Genomic DNA, 18,831 nt, shown 5'->3' with positions numbered 1-18,831 from the left:
CGGGCCGTACCATTTGCGGCATGAGCACCACTGGCGTGACCGCCCGCGTAACCGTCAAGTCCCCCGATCAGATGCAGGAGTTGGGTCGCCGGCTGGCGCCGCTGCTGCACCCCGGCGACCTGGTGCTGCTCACCGGTGAGCTGGGCGCGGGGAAGACGACGCTGACCCGCGGCCTGGGCGAGGCCCTGGGTGTGCGGGGTGCCGTGACCTCGCCGACCTTCGTCATCGCCCGGGTGCACCCGTCGCTCACCGGCGGGCCGGCGCTGGTGCACGTCGATGCGTACCGGCTCGGCGGCGGCCTGGGCGAGATGGAGGACCTGGACCTCGACGTCTCGCTGCCGGAGTCGGTGGTGGTCGTCGAGTGGGGCGACGGCAAGGTCGAGGAGCTGTCGGAGGACCGGCTGCACGTCGTCATCGGGCGGGCCGTGGGCGCGGACGCGCCTGGTGGGCTGGACGGGCACCCGGAGGAGGACGCGGATGACGTCCGCGAGGTGACGGTCACCGGGATCGGCGCGCGCTGGGCGGAAGCCGGGCTTCCGGAGCTGGAGATCTGCTGACAAAAGGGTCGTGAGGGCTCTTATCGGGCGAGGTGCGCCGGTAGTTTCCGACAAGCCGTCGGCAAGATGTTGCGCGGGCGGTGTCAGGCGTGGTCACATGGGGGAAGAGCCCTGGTTAGGTGTACCTAAGTAGAGCCTAACCCCTGTCGCTTGCCCCAGGAGCCCGGGAGGCGTCCATGTCCCCCCACCAGCCCTCTCCCGCGTCCGAACGGCACGCGGACGCCCCCGTCGCGGCGGCCGGGCGCGCCGAACGGACCGCGCGGAAGACCCCGCCGACCATGAACGAACTGCTCGCGGCCTGCGCCGCGGCCAACGCCGTCTCCACGCCGCCGGACGCCGCAGAGGAGTCCCGTGCGGGCAAACGGGACGACCCGGGCGAGTCGGGTGAGGTGAGGGAAAGCGTCGGGCCCGGCGGGCGGACGTCCACTCCGGGGCGCGACGCCGCGTAACCCACAGGGACGAAGCGGCAGGGCGCGGACCGGCCCGCGCCGCCGGCTCAGGGAACGACGACGACCTTCGCGCCGCGCACCGCGAAGTCCCACAGCGCCGCGCCGTCCTCGCGCGACTCCCGGATGCCACCGGTCTTCTTGGCGTGCGCACCGCCCGGGGTCGGCGTGGAGCCGTCGACCGCCGCGCTGAAGCCGACGACCACCCCGTTCACGTTGGCGAACAGCACCACGTGCTCGATCGCCACCCCGTCCGAGCCGGTCACGCTCACCGACCGCGAACTGACCGGGTACGTCCCCGGCACCGGGGACACCGTGCTCGGCGCCACCGTGAACGTCCGCTGCGCCGCACCGTCCGCGCCGACCAGCCAGACCCGCTTGGCGCCCAGCGCGTACACCACGCGCTTGCCGCTGCCGGACTGCGCCGGGACCGGGGCCGGGGCCGGCGGCTTGTCCTTCTTGTCGTGCTGGTCGCCGGCGGCCGGCTTCTTGTCGGCGGCCCGGGCGTCACCCCGGAGCGGGGTCAGCGGGCCGGAGGCGGAAGCGGATGCCTGGAAGCCGAGCAGGCCGATCGCGACCAGGGCGGCCGCGGTGAGACCGGTGACGATCGTGCTGCTCTTAGCGGGCACCGCGGTGCCACCTTTCCGTCCGCTCCCGGCCGCGGGCGGGGAGAATGCTGGGCTGGGCTGACTGGGGATCGACGGTAGCACCGGAACCGGCACCGCCGGCCGCGCCGTAGTCTTTAAGGCGTGCTGCTGCTAGCTCTTGACACCGCCACCCCCGCCGTCACCGCCGCGCTCCACGACGGCTCCCGCGTTCTCGCCGCCGCCGGTGAGGTGGACGCGCGCCGGCACGGCGAACTGCTGCTGCCCGCCGTCGACCGGGTGCTGGCCGAGGCCGGGCACAAGCTCGCCGAGGTCACCGACATCGTGGTCGGCGTCGGCCCCGGCCCCTACACCGGGCTGAGGGTGGGGCTGGTGACCGCCGCCACCTTCGGCGCGGCACTGGACGTCCCCGTCCACGGCCTGTGCTCGCTGGACGGCATCGCCTACGCCTCCGGGCTGACCGAACCCTTCGTCGTGGCCACCGACGCCCGCCGCAAGGAGGTCTACTGGGCCCGCTACGGCGACGCGCGGACCCGGCTCACCGAGCCCGCCGTGGACCGCCCCGCCGACCTCGCCGACCAGGTCGCCGGGGTCCCGGCGGTGGGCGCCGGCGCGCTGCTCTACGACACCGTCTTCACCGGCGTACGGCGCGACGGGCCCGCGCACCAGTCCGCCGCCGCGCTGGCCGGACTGGCCGCGCGGAAGCTGGCCGCCGGCGAGGAACTGCTGCCGCCGCGCCCGCTGTACCTGCGCCGCCCCGATGCCCAGGTGCCGGCCAACTACAAGGTGGTCACTCCGAAGTGAGTGGCCGAGCCGACGTCACCGGCCCGTCCGCCGAGCTGCGGGAGATGCGCTGGTGGGACCTTGACCCGGTGCTGGAGCTGGAGCGTGGCCTCTTCCCCGAGGACGCCTGGTCGCCGGGGATGTTCTGGTCCGAACTCGCGCACGCCCGCGGCCCGCTGGCCACCCGCCGCTACCTCGTCGCCGAGTCGGCCGGCCGGGTCGTCGGCTACGGCGGACTGGCCGCGATCGACGGCACCGGCGACATCCAGACCATCGCCACCGCCCGCGATCAGTGGGGCACCGGGCTCGGCGGCCGGCTGCTGACCGCGCTGCTGGCCGCCGCCACCGACTTCGAATGTCAGGAGGTGCTGCTGGAGGTGCGGGTCGACAACACCCGCGCCCAGCGCCTCTACGAGCGCTTCGGCTTCGAGCCGATCGGCTTCCGCCGCGGCTACTACCAGCCCGGCAACGTCGATGCGCTGGTGATGCGCCGCCCCACCCAGACCTCCTCCGAAGCACCCTCCGTACAAGGAACGTGAACATGGCTGACTCCCGCGGCGGACCGCTCGTCCTCGGTATCGAGACCTCCTGCGACGAGACCGGTGTCGGCATCGTCCGCGGCCACACCCTCCTCGCCGACGCGATCGCCTCCAGCGTCGACGAGCACGCCCGTTTCGGCGGGGTGGTGCCCGAGGTGGCCTCCCGCGCCCACCTGGAGGCGATGGTCCCCACCATCCAGCGCGCGCTGAAGGAGGCCGGGGTCGCCGCCTCCGACCTGGACGGCATCGCGGTCACCGCGGGCCCCGGTCTGGCGGGCGCCCTGCTGGTGGGCGTCTCGGCCGCCAAGGCGTATGCCTACGCCCTCGGCAAGCCGCTCTACGGCGTCAACCACCTCGCCTCGCACATCTGCGTCGACCAGCTGGAGCACGGCCCGCTGCCGGAGCCGACGATGGCGCTGCTGGTCAGCGGCGGCCACTCCTCGCTGCTGCTGGCCCCGGACATCACCTCCGACGTCCGGCCCCTGGGCGCGACCATCGACGACGCGGCGGGCGAGGCGTTCGACAAGGTGGCGCGGGTGCTCAACCTGGGCTTCCCGGGCGGCCCGGTCATCGACCGCTACGCCCGCGAGGGCAACCCGGAGGCGATCCGCTTCCCGCGCGGGCTGACCGGCCCCCGCGACGCCGCCTACGACTTCTCCTTCTCCGGCCTGAAGACCGCGGTGGCCCGTTGGATCGAGGCCAAGCGGGCGGCCGGCGAGGAGGTGCCGGTGGCGGACGTCTCGGCGTCCTTCCAGGAGGCGGTCGTCGACGTCCTGACCCGTAAGGCCGTCCGGGCCTGCAAGGACAACGGCGTGGACCACCTGATGATCGGCGGCGGGGTGGCGGCCAACTCCCGGCTGCGGGCGATGGCCCAGCGGCGCTGCGAGGACGCCGGCATCCGCCTGCGGGTGCCGCGGCCCAAGCTGTGCACCGACAACGGGGCGATGGTCGCGGCCCTGGGCGCCGAGATGGTGGCCCGCAACCGCCCGGCGTCCGCCTGGGACCTCTCCGCGGACTCCTCGCTGCCGGTCACCGAGACCCATGTCCCGGACCCGCACGCCCACTCCCACGGCCCCGGCGACGACCACGGTCACGGTCACGCACCCGACCACGACCACTTCCACGAGCTGAGCAAGGACAACCTGTACTCCTAGGGTCCCGGACCCGTACGGGCTCCGGCGCGACGTCTATCCTGGTGGCCGGGGCGCAGGGGAACCGCCCCGTTCGCATACCGGGGGACGACGGGGGACGGCGCGATGGACTGGTGGTATCTCTTCTTTCTGACCGGGCCGGTCCTCTACGCCGGATCCGCGGTGCGCGGCACGCTCCGTAAGGCGCTGAAGACGCGGCACAAGCGCAAGCTGGCCCTGATCGAGGCGCGTCGCGAGGAGCGCCTGGCGCTGGAGGCCGTGGACCGGCCGCCCGTCCCGGTGTGCGGCTGCGAGCACCACCTGGCCAAGCACGACAAGCAGGGCAAGTGCCACGAGACGGTGCGGACCGCGGTTGCCTGGGACGCGGACCACCAGCCCGTCCGGTACGAGGCCCGGCAGTGCAGCTGCCAGCAGTACGTGGGCCCGGAGCCGCTCTCCCGGGTCTACGCCGAGGACCTGACCGACCTGGCCTGAGCCGCCGTCAGGCGTCCTGCCCGGCGGGGTGCCCCAGCAGCATCGTGGGCGCCCCCGCGACCCGGGTGAGGAAGATCGTGCAGGACCGCCGCCCGCCGCCGAGCTTGAGCTTCTTGCGCAGTTCCTCGGGCTCCACCGCGGACCCCCGCTTCTTGATCACCGCGATGCCCACCCCGCGCTCCCGCAGCAGCGCCTTCAGCTTCTTGACGTTGAAGGGCAGCACGTCGGTGATCGCGTAGGCGGTCGCATACGGCGTCGGCACCAGCTGATCCGCCGTCACGTACGCGATCGTCGGATCGATCAGTCGCCCGCCGACCTGCTCGGCGACGTCCGCGACCAGGTGGGCGCGGATCACGGCGCCGTCCGGCTCGTAGAGCCAGCCGCCGACCGGGCCCGGTTCGGGGTCGGGCAGGCCGGCGCCGACCAGGGAGTCCCCGGAGGGCAGCAGGGTGGCCCGGCGGGTGCCGCCCCGGCCGGTGCCGAACCACAGGACGGCCTCCTTCACGTCCCCGGCGTCGGAGATCCACTCCGTCTCGACGTCCTCGGGCAGCGCCTCGTGCGGCACCCCCGGCGCGATCTTCAAGGCCGCGTGCGGCGCCGTCCGGGCCGCCTCGATCGCCCAGGACAGCGGCGGCGAGTACGCCTCGGGGTCGAAGATCCGGCCCCCGCGGACTTTGCTGCGCCGCGCCGGGTCCACGAACACCGCGTCATATCCGGCGGTGTCGACCTCCGTGACGTCCGCGCACCGGACCTCGATCCGGTCCGCCAGCCCCAGCGCCTCGGCGTTCGCCCGGGCCGCCGCACAGGTCAGCGGATCGCGGTCCACGGCCAGTACCCGGATCCCGGCCCGGGCCAGCGCGAGCGCGTCGCCGCCGATCCCGCAACACAGGTCGGCCAGGGTCCGCACGCCGAGCGCGGCGAGCCGGGCGGCGCGGTGGGCGGCCACCGGGGCGCGGGTGGACTGCTCGACGCCGTGCGGGGTGAAGTACATCCGCGCCGCGTCCGGGCCGAACTTCGCGGCCGCCCGCTGCCGCAGCCGGGCCTGCCCGAGGGCGGCGGAGACCAGTGGCGCGGGGTGGTCGCGGCGCAGCCGGGTGGCGGCCGCGAGTTCGTCCGCCGGGTCGTAGTCCCGTAGGAGGGCCAGCAACTGCTGCCCCTCGGGGGCGAGCAGTGCGGAGAAGGTGTCGAGGTCGGTCACCCGCACCATTGTGGGCCAGCCGTGGGGTCGGCCCGCGGACGGTCCCGCCCGCGGGCCGGCCGGAGCCGCCGGGTCCAGCCGCCGTCGTCGATCAGACCTCGGGCGTGGGCCCGGAGATCCGCGGCACCCGCTGGGTGGCATCGGCGTCCGGCCGCTCGGGGGCCGGCCGGACCGGTTCCCGCCGCCGCTGGGCGCTGTCGCTGATCCGCAGCAGCAGCGCCACCATCACCCAGTTCGCCACCATCGACGAGCCGCCCTTGGCGAGGAACGGCAGCGCCTTGCCGGTGAGCGGGATCAGGCCCGTGACGCCACCGGTGACGACGAACACCTGGAGCAGCAGCGCCCCGGCGAGCCCGACCGCCAGCAGCTTGCCGAACGGGTCGCGGGCGGTCAGCCCCACCCGCAGCCCGCGCTGGGCCAGCAGGCCGTACAGCAGCAGGACGGCCATCACTCCGGCCAGTCCCAGCTCCTCGCCGACGGTGGTGAGGATGAAGTCGCTGTTGCCGGCGAAGCCGATCAGCTCGGGGTGGCCCTGGCCCAGGCCGGAGCCTCCTATACCGCCGCTGCCGAAGCTGAACAGCGCCTGCGCCGCCTGGTCGGAGATCAGACCCGGCGGCCGCTGGTTCGGCGGCAGGAAGATGTCCATCGGGTGCAGCCAGGCCATCACCCGGCCCTTGACGTGCGGTTCGGTGGAGCCGACGACGCCGGCGCCCACCACGGCCATGAGCAGACCGCAGACCACCCAGCTGGTGCGCTCGGTGGCCATGTAGAGCATGATCACGAAGACGCCGAAGAAGATCAGCGAGGTGCCCAGGTCACGCTCGAAGACCAGCACCAGCAGGCTGATCACCCAGATCGTGAAGATCGGCCCGAGCTGCCGGCCCGGCGGCAGCTGCATGCCCATCACCCGGCGCCCGGACAGCGCCAGCGCATCGCGGCTGACGGTGAGATAGCCCGCGAAGAACACCACGATCATGATCTTCACGAACTCGCCGGGCTGCAACGACAGCGGCCCGAGCAGGATCCAGCGCTTGGCGCCGAACTGGTCCGCGCCGAAGAACGCCGGCGCCATCAGCAGCACCAGTGCGACGGCCATCGTCAGATAGATGTAGCGCTGGAGCAGCCGGTGGTCGCGCAGCACCATCAGGATGACGATGCAGACCGCCACCCCGATGACCGTCCACACCAGCTGCCCGGTCGCCGCCTGCGCCTGATGGAGCCGGGGTTTCTCCGCGTAGGTGATGTCCAGCCGGTGCAGCAGCACCAACCCCAGGCCGGTGATCATCGTCGCCACCGGCAGGATCAGCGGATCGGCGCGCGGTGCGAACCGGCGGACGACCAGGTGCGGCACCAGCGCGATGAAGAAGACGCTCACCGCGAAGCCGGCCAGCCCGCCGGGGAGCTGCCCCTTCATGGACAGCTCGGTGTAGGCGTAGCCGAAGACGGTGATGAATACGACGAAGCCGAGCAGCCAGGCTTCGGTGCGCCTACGGTTCGGGGCCTGGGCCAGCGCGGCGAACGTCATGGTGCGTTCGGCGTCGCTCTCCGGTCCCCCGGGATCCCGGGGAGCGCTGGTCAGTCCACGCACGGTTCCTCCGCCATCGATGGGTCTGGGCCGCGGGGCGGCCGGGTCGTGGCCCGGATTCAGCGGTCCCAGGGGCTAGACGGGGCGGCCGCGGGCCGGGTTGCAGCCGGGGGGAAAGGTGTGTCCGATTCCACGCCCGGCCACCGGCAGCAGACACGGTACGCGTCTCCGGCGCGCTGGCACTCCGCTTGACCGAGTGCTAACCGCGTCATAGTCTCAGCGTTGGCACTCTCCCTATGGGAGTGCCAACACGGCGACGGGCAGACCCGGCACCCGCGACGACGGATCGACCTGGTCGCCACCTCAGACAGTTAACCCCGTGAGATCTCCGAAGGGGGAGGTCGGATCGTGACGACCGCCAGCTCCAAGGTTGCCATCAAGCCGCTTGAGGACCGCATTGTGGTCCAGCCGCTCGACGCCGAGCAGACCACGGCCTCGGGCCTGGTCATCCCGGACACCGCGAAGGAGAAGCCCCAGGAGGGCGTCGTCCTGGCGATCGGTCCGGGCCGCTTCGAGGACGGCAAGCGCATCGAGCTCGACGTCCAGGTCGGTGACGTCGTGCTCTACAGCAAGTACGGCGGCACCGAGGTGAAGTACAACGGCGAGGAGTACCTCGTCCTCTCGGCTCGCGACGTGCTCGCGATCGTCGAGAAGTAAGTCACCCGGATTTGCCCTGATCTGCGCCCCTGGTTCCCGCGTTCTCACCGACCCGGGGCAGGGGCGCAGTTCGTTTGAGCGAGAGCGGTCACGGCGGCGAGGCCGACGATCGCGACGAGAGGACTTGAAGCACCCATGGCGAAGATCCTGAAGTTCGACGAGGACGCCCGTCGCGCCCTTGAGCGCGGTGTCAACAAGCTGGCCGACACGGTCAAGGTCACCATCGGCCCCAAGGGCCGCAACGTCGTCATCGACAAGAAGTTCGGTGCCCCCACCATCACCAACGACGGTGTCACCATCGCCCGCGAGGTCGAGGTCGAGGACCCGTACGAGAACCTGGGCGCCCAGCTCGTCAAGGAGGTGGCGACCAAGACCAACGACATCGCGGGTGACGGCACCACCACCGCCACCGTGCTGGCCCAGGCCCTGGTCCGCGAGGGTCTGCGCAACGTCGCCGCGGGTGCTTCCCCGGCCGCCCTGAAGAAGGGCATCGACGCCGCCGTCAAGGCCGTCTCCGACGAGCTGCTGGCGACCGCCCGCCCGATCGAAGACAAGTCCGACATCGCCGCCGTGGCCGCGCTGTCCGCCCAGGACCCGCAGGTCGGCGAGCTGATCGCCGAGGCGATGGACAAGGTCGGCAAGGACGGTGTGATCACCGTCGAGGAGTCCAACACCTTCGGTCTGGAGCTGGACTTCACCGAGGGCATGGCCTTCGACAAGGGCTACCTGTCGCCGTACATGGTCACCGACCAGGAGCGTATGGAGGCCGTCCTCGACGACCCGTACATCCTGATCCACCAGGGCAAGATCTCCTCCATCCAGGACCTGCTGCCGCTGCTGGAGAAGATCATCCAGGGCGGTGCCTCCAAGCCGCTGCTGATCATCGCCGAGGACGTCGAGGGCGAGGCCCTGTCCACCCTCGTCGTCAACAAGATCCGCGGCACCTTCAACGCGGTGGCCGTCAAGGCCCCCGGCTTCGGTGACCGCCGCAAGGCGATGCTCGGCGACATGGCCACCCTCACCGGTGGCACCGTCGTCGCCGAAGAGGTCGGCCTCAAGCTCGACCAGGTCGGTCTGGACGTGCTGGGCACCGCCCGCCGCGTGACCATCACCAAGGACGACACCACCCTCGTCGACGGCGGTGGCAACTCCGAGGACGTCCAGGGCCGCGTCGCCCAGATCAAGGCCGAGATCGAGAGCACCGACTCCGACTGGGACCGCGAGAAGCTCCAGGAGCGCCTCGCCAAGCTCGCCGGCGGCGTCTGCGTGATCCGCGTCGGCGCGGCCACCGAGGTCGAGCTCAAGGAGAAGAAGCACCGTCTGGAGGACGCCATCTCCGCGACCCGCGCCGCGGTCGAGGAGGGCATCGTCTCCGGTGGTGGCTCCGCGCTCGTCCACGCCGTGAAGGTCCTGGAGGGCAACCTCGGCAAGGACGGCGACGAGGCCACCGGTGTCGCCGTGGTCCGCCGCGCCGCCGTCGAGCCGCTGCGCTGGATCGCCGAGAACGCCGGTCTGGAGGGCTACGTGATCACCTCCAAGGTGGCCGAGCTCGACAAGGGCAACGGCTTCAACGCCGCCACCGGCGAGTACGGCGACCTGGTCAAGGCCGGCGTCATCGACCCGGTCAAGGTCACCCGCTCCGCCCTGGAGAACGCCGCCTCCATCGCCTCCCTCCTCCTGACGACCGAGACCCTGGTCGTCGAGAAGAAGGAAGAGGAAGAGCCCGCCGCCGGTCACGGCCACGGCCACGCGCACTGACGCTCCACGCGCACCCGCCGGCCGTACACCCGCCGGCACCCGTCGAGGCCCGGTCCCGCTCCACTGCGGGACCGGGCCTCGCCCGTACCCGGGTCCCCTTTCTGGCTTTGCGGCTTTCTGGCTTTCCGGCTTTGCGGCCCGCCGTCAGGCCGAGTGCCCCAGCCCCTCCCGCCGCACCGGCTCCGCGAACGGCAGCCCCTGCGCGTACCGCTCCAGCTCGTCGAGGGCATGGTCGGCCATCCGGTGCAGCTCCGTGCCAAGGGAGCCGGCGAGGTGCGGGGTGAGCAGCACGTTGGGCAGCTCGTACAACGGGGAGTCCGCGGGCGGGAGTTCGGGCTCGGTGACGTCCAGCACCGCACCGAGCCGCCCGCTGCGCAACTCGGCGACCAGCGCCGCCTCGTCGACCAGGGAGCCGCGGGACGTGTTGACCAGCGTCGCCCCGTCCGGCATCAGGGCCAGCTCGCGGGCGCCGATCAGGTGCCGGGTGGCGGGCACCTCCGGGGCGTGCACGCTCACCACCTCGCTCCCCGCGCACAGCTCCGCCAACGGAACCTTCCGCACCCCCAGCCGCCCCGCCTCCTCCTCATCCACGAACGGGTCGTACAGCAGCACCCGTAGGGCGAACGGGCGCAGCAGTTCGATGACGCGACGGCCGATGCGGGAGGCGCCGACGATGCCCACGGTGCGGCCGTGGTTGCCGGCGCCGTCCAACTCGCGCAGCCAGTCGTGGGGGGCGCGCAGGGTGCGGTAGCGGTGCGCGGCGGGCAGTACGCGCTTGTTGGCGAACAGGATGGCGGCCAGGGTGTACTCGGCGACCGGCAGCGCGTTGACCGCGGCGGCCGAGCTGACGACGATGCCCCGGTCCCAGCAGGCGTCGGTGACGTGCTGCTTGACGGAACCGGCGGCGTGCACGACGGCTCGCAGCCGGGGCGCCGCGGCGAGCACCTCCGCGGTGAGCGGCGGCGCACCCCAGCAGGTCAGCAACACCTCCGCCGCGCCCAGGGCCGCCGCTATCCCGGGCCCCGGCGCGGCCAACTCGTGCGCGACGAGCCGACTGTCCGTATGGGCCAGACGTGCCAACCGGACCCGCTGCGATTCCCCGAGCAACCGCTCGGCGATACCTGGCCCCATGGCCAGAAGAAGAGCTGGGCGCATCTCTCGACTCCTCGTACGTGGTGGTGAGGGTGGCGGGCGGCCTCCACCGGCTCCGGCGGTTGCTGCCTGCCCGCCGCGGTGGCGCGCAATCCCACACAAGCCACGCGCCACCCCGGCCACCACGTGGGAAGCCGAGCCGCCCCGCTACCGTTCCGGTATGACGACTGCACTGATCACAGGAGCAACGGCCGGCATCGGCGCCGCATTCGCCCGCCGACTCGCGGGCGACGGGCACAGCGTGGTGCTGGTGGCCCGGGACGAGAAGCGGCTCCGGGAGCAGGCCACCGAACTGCACGACCGGCACGGGATCGAGGCGGAGGTGCTCAGCGCCGACCTGGCGACCGAGGAGGGGATCGCCGCCGTCGAGGCGCGCCTTACGGACGCCAAGCACCCGGTGGACCTGTTGGTCAACAACGCCGGCTTCGGCAACAAGGGCGAGTACCTCGAAGTCCCGATGGCCGACGAGTTGGCGATGCTCAAGGTGCACTGTGAGGCGGTGCTGCGGCTCACCACGGCCGCGGTGCGCGGGATGCGCGAGCGCCGGCGCGGGGCCGTGGTGAACGTGGCGTCGGTCGCGGCGTTCGTCCCGCGCGGTACGTACGGCGCGAGCAAGGCGTGGGTCGTGCAGTTCACCCAGGGTGCCGCCCGCGACCTGGCCGGCAGTGGGGTGCGGCTGATGGCGCTGTGCCCGGGCTTCGTGCGGACCGAGTTCCACCAGCGGGCCGGGATGGGGACGGACAACATCCCGGGCTGGATGTGGCTCGACGCGGACAAGCTCGTGGACGCGGCCATGAAGGACCTCACGCGCGGCAAGTCGCTGTCCATCCCGGACCCGCGCTACAAGGCCATGATGGGCGCCGTGAAGCTGGCACCGCGCGGCCTCCTCGGCGGCCTCACCTCCCGTACGGGGCGGAAGTACGGCCCCCAGTAGGGGAGTTGATGACGGACCGCCCCCGGGGCGATCCGCCCCGGGGGCCCCGTGCCGTCAGTTCGCCGTGTGCTCCAGGTACTTCACCGCTGCCGTCCGGGCCTCCTCCGGCAGGGGTTCGCCCGCCTCCAGGAGGCGCGGCAGCAGTGCGCGCCGGGTGGTGAGGGCGTGGAACATCAGCGCGATGGTGATGTCGTGCTCGGGCCGGTGCTCGACGCGTACGGTGTCGCCGGCGCGGATCTCGCCGGCTTCCAGGACCCGCAGGTACGCGCCGGGCACCGCGGCCTCGGTGAACCGCTTGATCCAGCCGCGTTCGTCCAGCCAGCCCTGGAACGTGCGGCAGGGGATCCGGGGTGAGGTGACCTCCAGCAGCACGTCGGCCCCGACGCGCCAGCGTTCGCCGATGCGGGCGTCGGTGACCTCCAGGCCGGTGGTGGTGAGGTTCTCGCCGAAGGCGCCGTTGGCCAGCTCGCGGTCCAACTGCCGCTGCCAGTCGTCGAGGTCCTCGCGGGCGTAGGCGTAGACGGCCTGGTCGTCACCGCCGTGGTGACGCAGGTCGACCACCGCGTCGCCCGCGAGGCCGCTGCCGCCGGTGCCCTTGGGGCCGGGGGCGGTCACCGCCACGGGCCCGCCCACCGGGCGCTTGTCGATGCCGGTGCCGCCCTCGGCGGAGGTGTAAGGGGCGGCGAAGGCCCGCCCCACGTTCACGGTCAGCAGCTTCGCGTTCATGACCGTACGGTAGGACACCCGGCAAAAGCCGTCATTCGATTTTTCACGATCTGTCCAAGATTCGCTTATGCTTGAGTCGTGATCGAAGCTCGCCATCTACGGGTACTGCGCGCCGTCGACCGGACCGGTTCCTTCTCCGCCGCCGCGCGGGAGTTGGGATGCACCCAGCCCGCGGTCAGTCAGCAGATGAAGGCCCTGGAACAGTCCGTCGGCACCCCGCTGCTGGTGCGCGCCGGGCGCGAGATGCGCCTGACGCAGGCGGGCGAGGCGTTGGTCCGGCACGCGGCCGGCATCCTGGCGGGGCTCACCGCGGCCGAGGAGGAGGTCGCGGCGATCGCGGGCCTGCGCGCGGGGCGGGTGCGGCTGGTGTCGTTCCCGTCGGGGAGTTCCACGCTGGTGCCGACCGCGCTGGCCAGGATGCGGGCCGCGCACCCGAGGGTCCGGGTGTCGCTGGACGAGGCCGAGCCGCCGCGCTCGATCGAACTGCTGCGGAACGGCGACTGCGAGATCGCGCTGGCCTTCCGCTACCCGGAGGTGCGCGGCGCGGATCCGTCCGCCGGGGCTGAGTGGGCGGACCTGGTGGTCCGGCCGGTGCTGTCGGACCGGTTGATCGGGCTGGTGCCGGAGGGGCACCGGCTGGCGAAGGCCGGTACCGCGTGCTTCGCGGACCTGGCCGACGAGCCGTGGATCGCGGGCTGCCCGCGCTGCCGCACGCATCTGGTCGAGGTCTGCGAGCGTGCCGGGTTCACCCCGCGCATCGACTTCGCCACCGACGACTATCCGGCGGTGATCGGGCTGGTCGGGGCGGGGCTGGGGGTCGCGGCGCTGCCGGAGCTGACCCTGGAGTCGGTGCGGCCCAAGGGGGCGGCGACGGTGCGGATGGAGCCGCCCGTGCACCGCGAGATCGTCGCGCTCACACTGCCGGACCTGGCGCATGTGCCCGCGGTCGGGGCGATGCTGGACCAGCTGGCGGACGCCGCGGGGCGGTGACCGTCGCGGACCCGGAGGGTCAGGGGCCCGAGGGCCGGGACCCTGAGCCGTGCAGGAACGTTTCTTCGAACGGTGATTCGTGGCGACGGTCAGGCGCCCGGCATGCTCGCGTGGCCGGGCAGTGAACTGGCCGGGACCATCCGGTGGCGGGCCCGGCCCATCAGCTCCTCGCGTTCGTCCTCGGTGAGGCCGCCCCAGACGCCGTAGGGCTCGCGGACGGCCAGCGCGTGCGCCGCGCACTGGGCCCGCACGGGGCAGCGCATGCACACCTCCTTCGCCGACGCCTCCCGCGCGCTGCGGGCCGCCCCCCGCTCGCCCTCGGGATGGAAGAAGAGCGAGCTGTCCACGCCGCGGCAGGCGGCCAGCAGCTGCCAGTCCCAGAGGTCTGCGTTCGGGCCCGGGAGGCGGGAGAAATCTGCCATTGCTTGTCCCCTCGGAAGCGATGCGCGTCGGGCTCGGTGCTCACGACGGTACATCTACTGTCTAAGTAGATGTAAATATGACTCATTGCGAATCTAGTCGCAGTCAACGCGAAAATGGAAGAAACAGAGCCAAATAGGGCATAGGGTGCACGCGCGGATGCCGACTGCTCAGCGAGTCGTCTGCGTATCCGGCTCCTCACGGAGCGTGCTGAACTCGGTCACCGAAGCCGTAACTCTTTCGAGTGACCGTCGTTGAGTGTGCGGAGGCGGTTGACAGAGGTAGCCCTCGGGCAGGTGTCCGAAAGGGTTGGTCGATCGCCCAGGTGACGATACGTACCAGCCTGGAGGCTCAAGGTGACGCGCATCAGCTGCGGAGGACGGTCATGACATCCGTCCTCGTCTGCGACGACTCCCCGCTTGCCCGAGAGGCGCTTCGACGGGCGGTTGCGACCGTGCCCGGTGTCGAGCGCGTGACCACCGCGGCCAATGGCGAGGAGGTCCTCCGCCGCTGGGGGGCCGACCGCTCGGATCTGATTTTGATGGATGTGCGGATGCCCGGCCTCGGTGGTGTCGAGACCGTACGCCGGCTGCTGTCCGCCGACCCCGGTGCCCGGATCATCATGCTCACGGTGGCCGAGGACCTGGACGGGGTCGCGCTGGCGGTCGCCGCCGGCGCCCGCGGATATCTGCACAAGGACGCCTCGCGCGCCGAACTGCGCGCGACGGTGACCCAGGCCCTGGCCGACCCGACGTGGCGGCTCGCCCCACGCCGGCTGCGGTCCGCCGAGATGGGTGCCGCGCCGACCCTCACCGCCCGGGAGATCCAGGTACTGGAGGGCATGAGTCACGGCCGCTCCAACGCCGAGATCGGACGTGAGCTGTTCCTCTCCGAGGACACCGTCAAGACGCACGCGCGGCGGCTTTTCAAGAAGCTGGGCGCCTCCGACCGGGCGCATGCGGTGGCGCTCGGCTTCCGCTGGGGTCTGGTCCGCTGAACCGTCGTGACGTGCAGCGATGCGGGGGAATGAAGATCCCCGCCCGCCCTGTGGCGGGCGGGGCGGCATGATGCCCCGCACGCCGCCCGGTGCCACGGCGGCCCGATTCCCCGCGCGGTGCCGCATGCTTGAGGCATGGAGTTCCTCGGGGACGGGTCGGTCGGGCACGAGGGGAGGGCGCAGGAGATGACAGCCGGCGCACCTGCCGCGCATAACGCTTCGGCGCACAAGCGTGGACCTGATGCCGCGGATCGTTCGCCGTCAAGGCACCATGGACCGATGCGCGATGACGGGAAGCAGGAGATCGGCGCTCTCGTCGCACGCGCCGTCGAGGGGGATCGGCAGGCTACCCATGACCTGCTGGCCCACGTCCACCCACTGGCCCTGCGCTACTGCCGCACCCGGCTCTCCCGGCTGCCCGGCGACGCCCGGCACTTCGTCGAGGACCTGGCGCAGGAGGTCTGTGTCGCGGTGCTGTGTGCGCTGCCCCGCTACCGCGACACCGGGAAGCCCTTCGAGGCGTTCGTCTTCGCCATCGCCGGTCACAAGGTCGCCGATCTCCAGCGGGCCGCGATGCGGCATCCCGGCAGTACGGCCGTGCCGTCGGACGAGATGCCCGAGCAGCCGGACGATTCGCTGGGTCCCGAGGAGCGGGCGCTGCTGAGCAGCGACGCCGAATGGGCCAAGAAGCTGCTGGCCAATCTGCCGGAGAACCAGCGGGAGCTGGTCCTGCTGCGGGTGGCGGTGGGGCTGACGGCCGAGGAGACCGGGCAGATGCTGGGGATGTCACCCGGTGCGGTGCGGGTCGCCCAGCACCGTGCCCTGAGCAGGCTGCGGGCGCTGGCCGAGCAGTAGTCCGCGGAGAGTGCGGAGTCCGATGGAGTGCCGTCCGGCCCGTTCCGCGGCGGGAAATCACCGTAGGAAAGTACGAGTGACGAGCCCCTCATTGCTCGTGGGTTGGGACACTCTACAAGGCCGTTAGCATGGGAGTCCGCGCTGAGGCAAGAGCATTGGGGAAGGTGTCATGAGTGACAACGTCGAGGGTATGCCCGCCAAATTCGCCATGCTCGGGCTGACATACGACGACGTGCTGCTGCTGCCCGGCGCGTCGGAGGTGCTGCCCAACACCGTGAACACCGCGTCCCGCGTCTCGCGGAACGTCCAGGTGAACATCCCGCTGCTCTCAGCCGCGATGGACAAGGTCACCGAGGCGCGGATGGCGATCGCCATGGCGCGTCAGGGCGGTGCGGGCGTCCTGCACCGCAACCTGTCGATCGAGGACCAGGCCAACCAGGTCGACCTGGTAAAGCGCTCCGAGTCCGGGATGGTCACCGACCCGATCACGGTCCGGCCGGACGCGCCGCTGACCGAGGCGGACGCCCTCTGTGCCAAGTTCCGGATCAGCGGGGTGCCGGTCACCGATGGCGTGGGCAAGCTGCTGGGCATCGTGACCAACCGCGACATGGCCTTCGAGATGGACCGCAGTCGTCAGGTCCGCGAGGTCATGACGCCGATGCCGCTGGTCACCGGCAAGGTCGGCATCTCGGGCGAGGACGCCATCGAGCTGCTGCGCCGCCACAAGATCGAGAAGCTGCCGCTGGTCGATGACGCGGGCGTGCTCAAGGGCCTGATCACCGTCAAGGACTTCGTCAAGGCGGAGAAGTACCCGAACGCCGCCAAGGACGCCGAGGGCCGGCTGATCGTTGGTGCCGCGGTGGGCGTCGGCGACGCGGCCTACGACCGGGCCCAGGCGCTGGTCGAGGCCGGCGCGGACTTCCTGGTCGTGGACAGTGCGCACGGTCACAGCCGCGGCATCCTCGACATGATCGCCAAGATCAAGTCCAACATCAGCGTGGACATCGTCGGCGGCAACGTCGCCACCCGCGAGGGCGCCCAGGCGCTGATCGACGCGGGCGTGGACGGGGTGAAGGTCGGCGTCGGCCCCGGCTCCATCTGCACCACCCGGGTGGTCGCCGGTATCGGCGTCCCGCAGGTCACCGCGATCTACGAGGCCGCGAAGGCGTGCCACGCGGCGGGCGTGCCGCTGATCGGCGACGGTGGTCTGCAGTACTCCGGTGACATCGCCAAGGCGATCGCCGCCGGTGCGGACACCGTCATGCTGGGTTCGCTGCTGGCCGGCTGCGAGGAGTCGCCGGGCGAGATGGTCTTCGTCAACGGCAAGCAGTTCAAGTCCTACCGGGGCATGGGCTCGCTGGGTGCGATGCAGTCGCGCGGCCAGGCCCGGTCGTTCTCGAAGGACCGCTACTTCCAGGACAACGTCCTCTCCGAGGACAAGCTGGTGCCGGAGGGCATCGAGGGCCAGGTGCCCTACCGCGGCCCGCTGGCCTCGGTCGCGCACCAGCTCGTCGGCGGTCTGCGTGCCTCCATGGGCTACGTCGGCTCGGCCGACATCCCCGAGCTCAAGGAGAAGGGCCGGTTCGTGCGGATCACCGCGGCGGGCCTGAAGGAGAGCCACCCGCACGACGTCCAGATGATCACCGAAGCCCCCAACTACGCGCGGAGCTGATGCGGCACTCTTCGCGGAGTGACGGCCGGATGCGCCCCCAGTCTTCCCCGTCGGGGATACTGGGGGCGTATCCGTAGGAAGGCAGAACCAGTGACTGAGATCGAGATCGGGCGCGGCAAGCGCGGCCGCCGGGCATACGCGTTCGACGACATCGCCGTCGTACCCAGTCGGCGCACCCGCGACCCGAAGGAGGTCTCGATCGCCTGGCAGATCGACGCCTACCGCTTCGAGCTGCCGTTCCTGGCGGCCCCGATGGACTCGGTGGTCTCGCCGCAGACCGCGATCCGCATCGGTGAGCTGGGCGGTCTCGGGGTGCTCAACCTCGAAGGGCTGTGGACCCGCTACGAGGACCCGGAGCCGCTGCTGGCGGAGATCGCGGAGCTGGACGGCACCGCCGCCACCAAGCGGCTCCAGGAGATCTACGCCGCGCCGATCAAGGAGGAGCTGATCGGGCAGCGGATCAAGGAGGTGCGCGAGGCCGGTGTGGTCACCGCCGCCGCGCTCTCCCCGCAGCGCACCGCGCAGTTCTCCAAGGCGGTCGTGGACGCCGGTGTGGACATCTTCGTGATCCGCGGCACGACGGTCTCCGCCGAGCACGTCTCCAGCGCCGCCGAGCCGCTGAACCTCAAGCAGTTCATCTACGAGCTGGACGTGCCGGTGATCGTCGGCGGCTGTGCGACGTACACCGCGGCGCTGCACCTGATGCGGACCGGCGCGGCAGGCGTGCTGGTCGGCTTCGGCGGCGGGGCCGCGCACACCACCCGCAACGTCCTGGGCATCCAGGTGCCGATGGCGACCGCGGTGGCCGATGTCGCCGCCGCCCGCCGGGACTACATGGACGAGTCCGGAGGCCGGTACGTGCACGTGATCGCCGACGGCGGCGTGGGCTACTCCGGCGACCTGCCCAAGGCGATCGCCTGCGGTGCGGACGCGGTGATGATGGGCTCGCCGCTGGCGCGGGCGACGGACGCGCCGGGCCGCGGCCACCACTGGGGCATGGAGGCGGTCCACGAGGACGTGCCGCGCGGCAAGCGGATGGACCTGGGCGTGGTCGGCACGACCGAGGAGGTCCTGTGCGGTCCCTCGACGACGCCGGACGGCTCGATGAACTTCTTCGGCGCGCTGCGCCGGGCGATGGCCACCACGGGCTACTCCGAGTTGAAGGAGTTCCAGCGGGTGGAGGTCACGGTCGCGCCGCGGCGGTAGTTTCCCACGTTGCCGGGTTTCCCGCCGTGCCTCGTCCGTGTTCTTGACCCGCCTTCGGCGGGAGCGGGGGAGGTTGGGGTGGGGGCCCCGGCGTGTGGTGGGTTCCGGGGGCCCTGACCCCTTCCG

At 71.7% G+C, this 18,831-nt stretch carries 20 protein-coding genes; 14 read left to right on the top strand and 6 right to left on the bottom strand.

Going from position 1 to position 18,831, the window contains the following annotated elements; all coding sequences use genetic code 11:
* The first annotated feature begins 20 nt into the window (after positions 1–20).
* Positions 21–557 carry a tRNA (adenosine(37)-N6)-threonylcarbamoyltransferase complex ATPase subunit type 1 TsaE gene (gene tsaE / locus ACFVT2_RS22405; RefSeq protein ID WP_390020553.1) on the top strand — a complete coding sequence of 179 codons (537 nt, stop codon included), beginning with the start codon at positions 21–23 and terminating at the stop codon, positions 555–557.
* Between the two features lie 176 nt (positions 558–733).
* Complete coding sequence (locus tag ACFVT2_RS22400; protein WP_390020551.1) at positions 734–1,006, top strand: hypothetical protein; 273 nt, start codon at positions 734–736, stop codon at positions 1,004–1,006.
* 47 nt (positions 1,007–1,053) lie between these two features.
* Here the strand turns inward: ACFVT2_RS22400 and ACFVT2_RS22395 are convergent, their stop codons facing one another.
* Positions 1,054–1,632 (bottom strand): hypothetical protein, encoded by a 579-nt coding sequence (locus ACFVT2_RS22395; RefSeq protein WP_390020549.1) that lies wholly within the window; start codon positions 1,630–1,632, stop codon positions 1,054–1,056.
* Between the two features lie 120 nt (positions 1,633–1,752).
* On the opposite strand from ACFVT2_RS22395, the gene tsaB reads away from it, so the two are divergent.
* The 4 genes from tsaB (at position 1,753) to ACFVT2_RS22375 (ending at position 4,555) form a co-directional block, all read left to right on the top strand.
* The gene (tsaB, locus tag ACFVT2_RS22390) at positions 1,753–2,412 is read left to right on the top strand and encodes a tRNA (adenosine(37)-N6)-threonylcarbamoyltransferase complex dimerization subunit type 1 TsaB (RefSeq protein ID WP_390020547.1); all 660 of its coding nucleotides are present in this window, start codon (positions 1,753–1,755) and stop codon (positions 2,410–2,412) included.
* A 44-nt stretch (positions 2,413–2,456) separates the two neighbouring features.
* Complete coding sequence (rimI, locus tag ACFVT2_RS22385) at positions 2,457–2,930, top strand: ribosomal protein S18-alanine N-acetyltransferase (RefSeq protein WP_390020749.1); 474 nt, start codon at positions 2,457–2,459, stop codon at positions 2,928–2,930.
* Positions 2,931–2,932: 2 nt separating this feature from the next.
* The gene (gene tsaD / locus ACFVT2_RS22380) at positions 2,933–4,084 is read left to right on the top strand and encodes a tRNA (adenosine(37)-N6)-threonylcarbamoyltransferase complex transferase subunit TsaD (RefSeq protein ID WP_390020544.1); all 1,152 of its coding nucleotides are present in this window, start codon (positions 2,933–2,935) and stop codon (positions 4,082–4,084) included.
* A 102-nt stretch (positions 4,085–4,186) separates the two neighbouring features.
* Positions 4,187–4,555, top strand: a complete 369-nt coding sequence (locus ACFVT2_RS22375; RefSeq protein WP_390020541.1) for a hypothetical protein — start codon at positions 4,187–4,189, stop codon at positions 4,553–4,555.
* Between the two features lie 7 nt (positions 4,556–4,562).
* Here the strand turns inward: ACFVT2_RS22375 and ACFVT2_RS22370 are convergent, their stop codons facing one another.
* Entirely contained in the window at positions 4,563–5,762 is a 1,200-nt protein-coding gene (locus ACFVT2_RS22370) for a methyltransferase domain-containing protein (protein WP_390020539.1), read from the bottom strand.
* Between the two features lie 82 nt (positions 5,763–5,844).
* Positions 5,845–7,278 (bottom strand): FtsW/RodA/SpoVE family cell cycle protein, encoded by a 1,434-nt coding sequence (locus ACFVT2_RS22365; RefSeq protein ID WP_390020746.1) that lies wholly within the window; start codon positions 7,276–7,278, stop codon positions 5,845–5,847.
* Between the two features lie 408 nt (positions 7,279–7,686).
* Here ACFVT2_RS22365 and groES point away from each other — a divergent pair, with 408 nt between their 5' ends.
* Both groES and groL read left to right on the top strand, forming a co-directional pair.
* Positions 7,687–7,995 (top strand): co-chaperone GroES, encoded by a 309-nt coding sequence (gene groES / locus ACFVT2_RS22360; RefSeq protein ID WP_390020537.1) that lies wholly within the window; start codon positions 7,687–7,689, stop codon positions 7,993–7,995.
* Between the two features lie 135 nt (positions 7,996–8,130).
* Positions 8,131–9,753 carry a chaperonin GroEL gene (gene groL, locus ACFVT2_RS22355; RefSeq protein ID WP_390020535.1) on the top strand — a complete coding sequence of 541 codons (1,623 nt, stop codon included), beginning with the start codon at positions 8,131–8,133 and terminating at the stop codon, positions 9,751–9,753.
* 144 nt (positions 9,754–9,897) lie between these two features.
* Here groL and ACFVT2_RS22350 read toward each other — a convergent pair whose 3' ends face one another.
* Positions 9,898–10,908, bottom strand: a complete 1,011-nt coding sequence (locus ACFVT2_RS22350; RefSeq protein ID WP_390020533.1) for a hydroxyacid dehydrogenase — start codon at positions 10,906–10,908, stop codon at positions 9,898–9,900.
* Positions 10,909–11,065: 157 nt separating this feature from the next.
* On the opposite strand from ACFVT2_RS22350, the gene ACFVT2_RS22345 reads away from it, so the two are divergent.
* Positions 11,066–11,839, top strand: coding sequence for an SDR family NAD(P)-dependent oxidoreductase (locus ACFVT2_RS22345; protein ID WP_390020531.1), 774 nt, complete (start codon positions 11,066–11,068; stop codon positions 11,837–11,839).
* A 54-nt stretch (positions 11,840–11,893) separates the two neighbouring features.
* Here the strand turns inward: ACFVT2_RS22345 and ACFVT2_RS22340 are convergent, their stop codons facing one another.
* Positions 11,894–12,565 (bottom strand): MOSC domain-containing protein, encoded by a 672-nt coding sequence (locus ACFVT2_RS22340; protein WP_390020528.1) that lies wholly within the window; start codon positions 12,563–12,565, stop codon positions 11,894–11,896.
* Positions 12,566–12,643: 78 nt separating this feature from the next.
* On the opposite strand from ACFVT2_RS22340, the gene ACFVT2_RS22335 reads away from it, so the two are divergent.
* On the top strand, positions 12,644–13,555 hold the full coding sequence (locus tag ACFVT2_RS22335) for a LysR family transcriptional regulator (RefSeq protein WP_390020525.1): 912 nt from the start codon (positions 12,644–12,646) through the stop codon (positions 13,553–13,555).
* An 89-nt stretch (positions 13,556–13,644) separates the two neighbouring features.
* Here ACFVT2_RS22335 and ACFVT2_RS22330 read toward each other — a convergent pair whose 3' ends face one another.
* Positions 13,645–13,977, bottom strand: a complete 333-nt coding sequence (locus ACFVT2_RS22330; RefSeq protein WP_016571318.1) for a WhiB family transcriptional regulator — start codon at positions 13,975–13,977, stop codon at positions 13,645–13,647.
* A 383-nt stretch (positions 13,978–14,360) separates the two neighbouring features.
* Here ACFVT2_RS22330 and ACFVT2_RS22325 point away from each other — a divergent pair, with 383 nt between their 5' ends.
* The 4 genes from ACFVT2_RS22325 (at position 14,361) to ACFVT2_RS22310 (ending at position 18,705) form a co-directional block, all read left to right on the top strand.
* A complete protein-coding gene (locus ACFVT2_RS22325; RefSeq protein WP_003948568.1) occupies positions 14,361–14,972 on the top strand; it encodes a response regulator transcription factor in 612 nt (203 codons plus the stop codon).
* Between the two features lie 279 nt (positions 14,973–15,251).
* The gene (locus tag ACFVT2_RS22320; RefSeq protein ID WP_018538709.1) at positions 15,252–15,827 is read left to right on the top strand and encodes a sigma-70 family RNA polymerase sigma factor; all 576 of its coding nucleotides are present in this window, start codon (positions 15,252–15,254) and stop codon (positions 15,825–15,827) included.
* 169 nt (positions 15,828–15,996) lie between these two features.
* Positions 15,997–17,499 (top strand): IMP dehydrogenase, encoded by a 1,503-nt coding sequence (gene guaB, locus ACFVT2_RS22315; protein ID WP_390020521.1) that lies wholly within the window; start codon positions 15,997–15,999, stop codon positions 17,497–17,499.
* A gap of 90 nt (positions 17,500–17,589) precedes the next feature.
* On the top strand, positions 17,590–18,705 hold the full coding sequence (locus tag ACFVT2_RS22310) for a GuaB3 family IMP dehydrogenase-related protein (RefSeq protein ID WP_390020518.1): 1,116 nt from the start codon (positions 17,590–17,592) through the stop codon (positions 18,703–18,705).
* Positions 18,706–18,831 lie beyond the last annotated feature (126 nt).

It is taken from the genome of Streptomyces sp. NPDC058000 (assembly GCF_042886435.1).
Classification (GTDB): domain Bacteria; phylum Actinomycetota; class Actinomycetes; order Streptomycetales; family Streptomycetaceae; genus Streptomyces.
The sequence above is the reverse complement of the archived record's forward strand: the minus strand, read 5'-3'. Positions and strand labels throughout refer to the sequence as shown.

Excerpts from the sequence above, each read along its gene's own strand:
- tsaE (WP_390020553.1), top strand. The coding sequence starts at position 21 with ATGAGCACCACTGGCGTGACCGCCCGCGTAACCGTCAAGTCCCCCGAT.
- ACFVT2_RS22400 (WP_390020551.1), top strand. The coding sequence starts at position 734 with ATGTCCCCCCACCAGCCCTCTCCCGCGTCCGAACGGCACGCGGACGCC.
- rimI (WP_390020749.1), top strand. The coding sequence starts at position 2,457 with ATGCGCTGGTGGGACCTTGACCCGGTGCTGGAGCTGGAGCGTGGCCTC.
- tsaD (WP_390020544.1), top strand. The coding sequence starts at position 2,933 with ATGGCTGACTCCCGCGGCGGACCGCTCGTCCTCGGTATCGAGACCTCC.
- ACFVT2_RS22375 (WP_390020541.1), top strand. The coding sequence starts at position 4,187 with ATGGACTGGTGGTATCTCTTCTTTCTGACCGGGCCGGTCCTCTACGCC.
- ACFVT2_RS22370 (WP_390020539.1), bottom strand. The coding sequence starts at position 5,762 with ATGGTGCGGGTGACCGACCTCGACACCTTCTCCGCACTGCTCGCCCCC.
- ACFVT2_RS22365 (WP_390020746.1), bottom strand. The coding sequence starts at position 7,278 with ATGACGTTCGCCGCGCTGGCCCAGGCCCCGAACCGTAGGCGCACCGAA.
- groL (WP_390020535.1), top strand. The coding sequence starts at position 8,131 with ATGGCGAAGATCCTGAAGTTCGACGAGGACGCCCGTCGCGCCCTTGAG.
- ACFVT2_RS22350 (WP_390020533.1), bottom strand. The coding sequence starts at position 10,908 with ATGCGCCCAGCTCTTCTTCTGGCCATGGGGCCAGGTATCGCCGAGCGG.
- ACFVT2_RS22345 (WP_390020531.1), top strand. The coding sequence starts at position 11,066 with ATGACGACTGCACTGATCACAGGAGCAACGGCCGGCATCGGCGCCGCA.
- ACFVT2_RS22340 (WP_390020528.1), bottom strand. The coding sequence starts at position 12,565 with ATGAACGCGAAGCTGCTGACCGTGAACGTGGGGCGGGCCTTCGCCGCC.
- ACFVT2_RS22330 (WP_016571318.1), bottom strand. The coding sequence starts at position 13,977 with ATGGCAGATTTCTCCCGCCTCCCGGGCCCGAACGCAGACCTCTGGGAC.
- ACFVT2_RS22325 (WP_003948568.1), top strand. The coding sequence starts at position 14,361 with ATGACATCCGTCCTCGTCTGCGACGACTCCCCGCTTGCCCGAGAGGCG.
- ACFVT2_RS22320 (WP_018538709.1), top strand. The coding sequence starts at position 15,252 with ATGCGCGATGACGGGAAGCAGGAGATCGGCGCTCTCGTCGCACGCGCC.
- guaB (WP_390020521.1), top strand. The coding sequence starts at position 15,997 with ATGAGTGACAACGTCGAGGGTATGCCCGCCAAATTCGCCATGCTCGGG.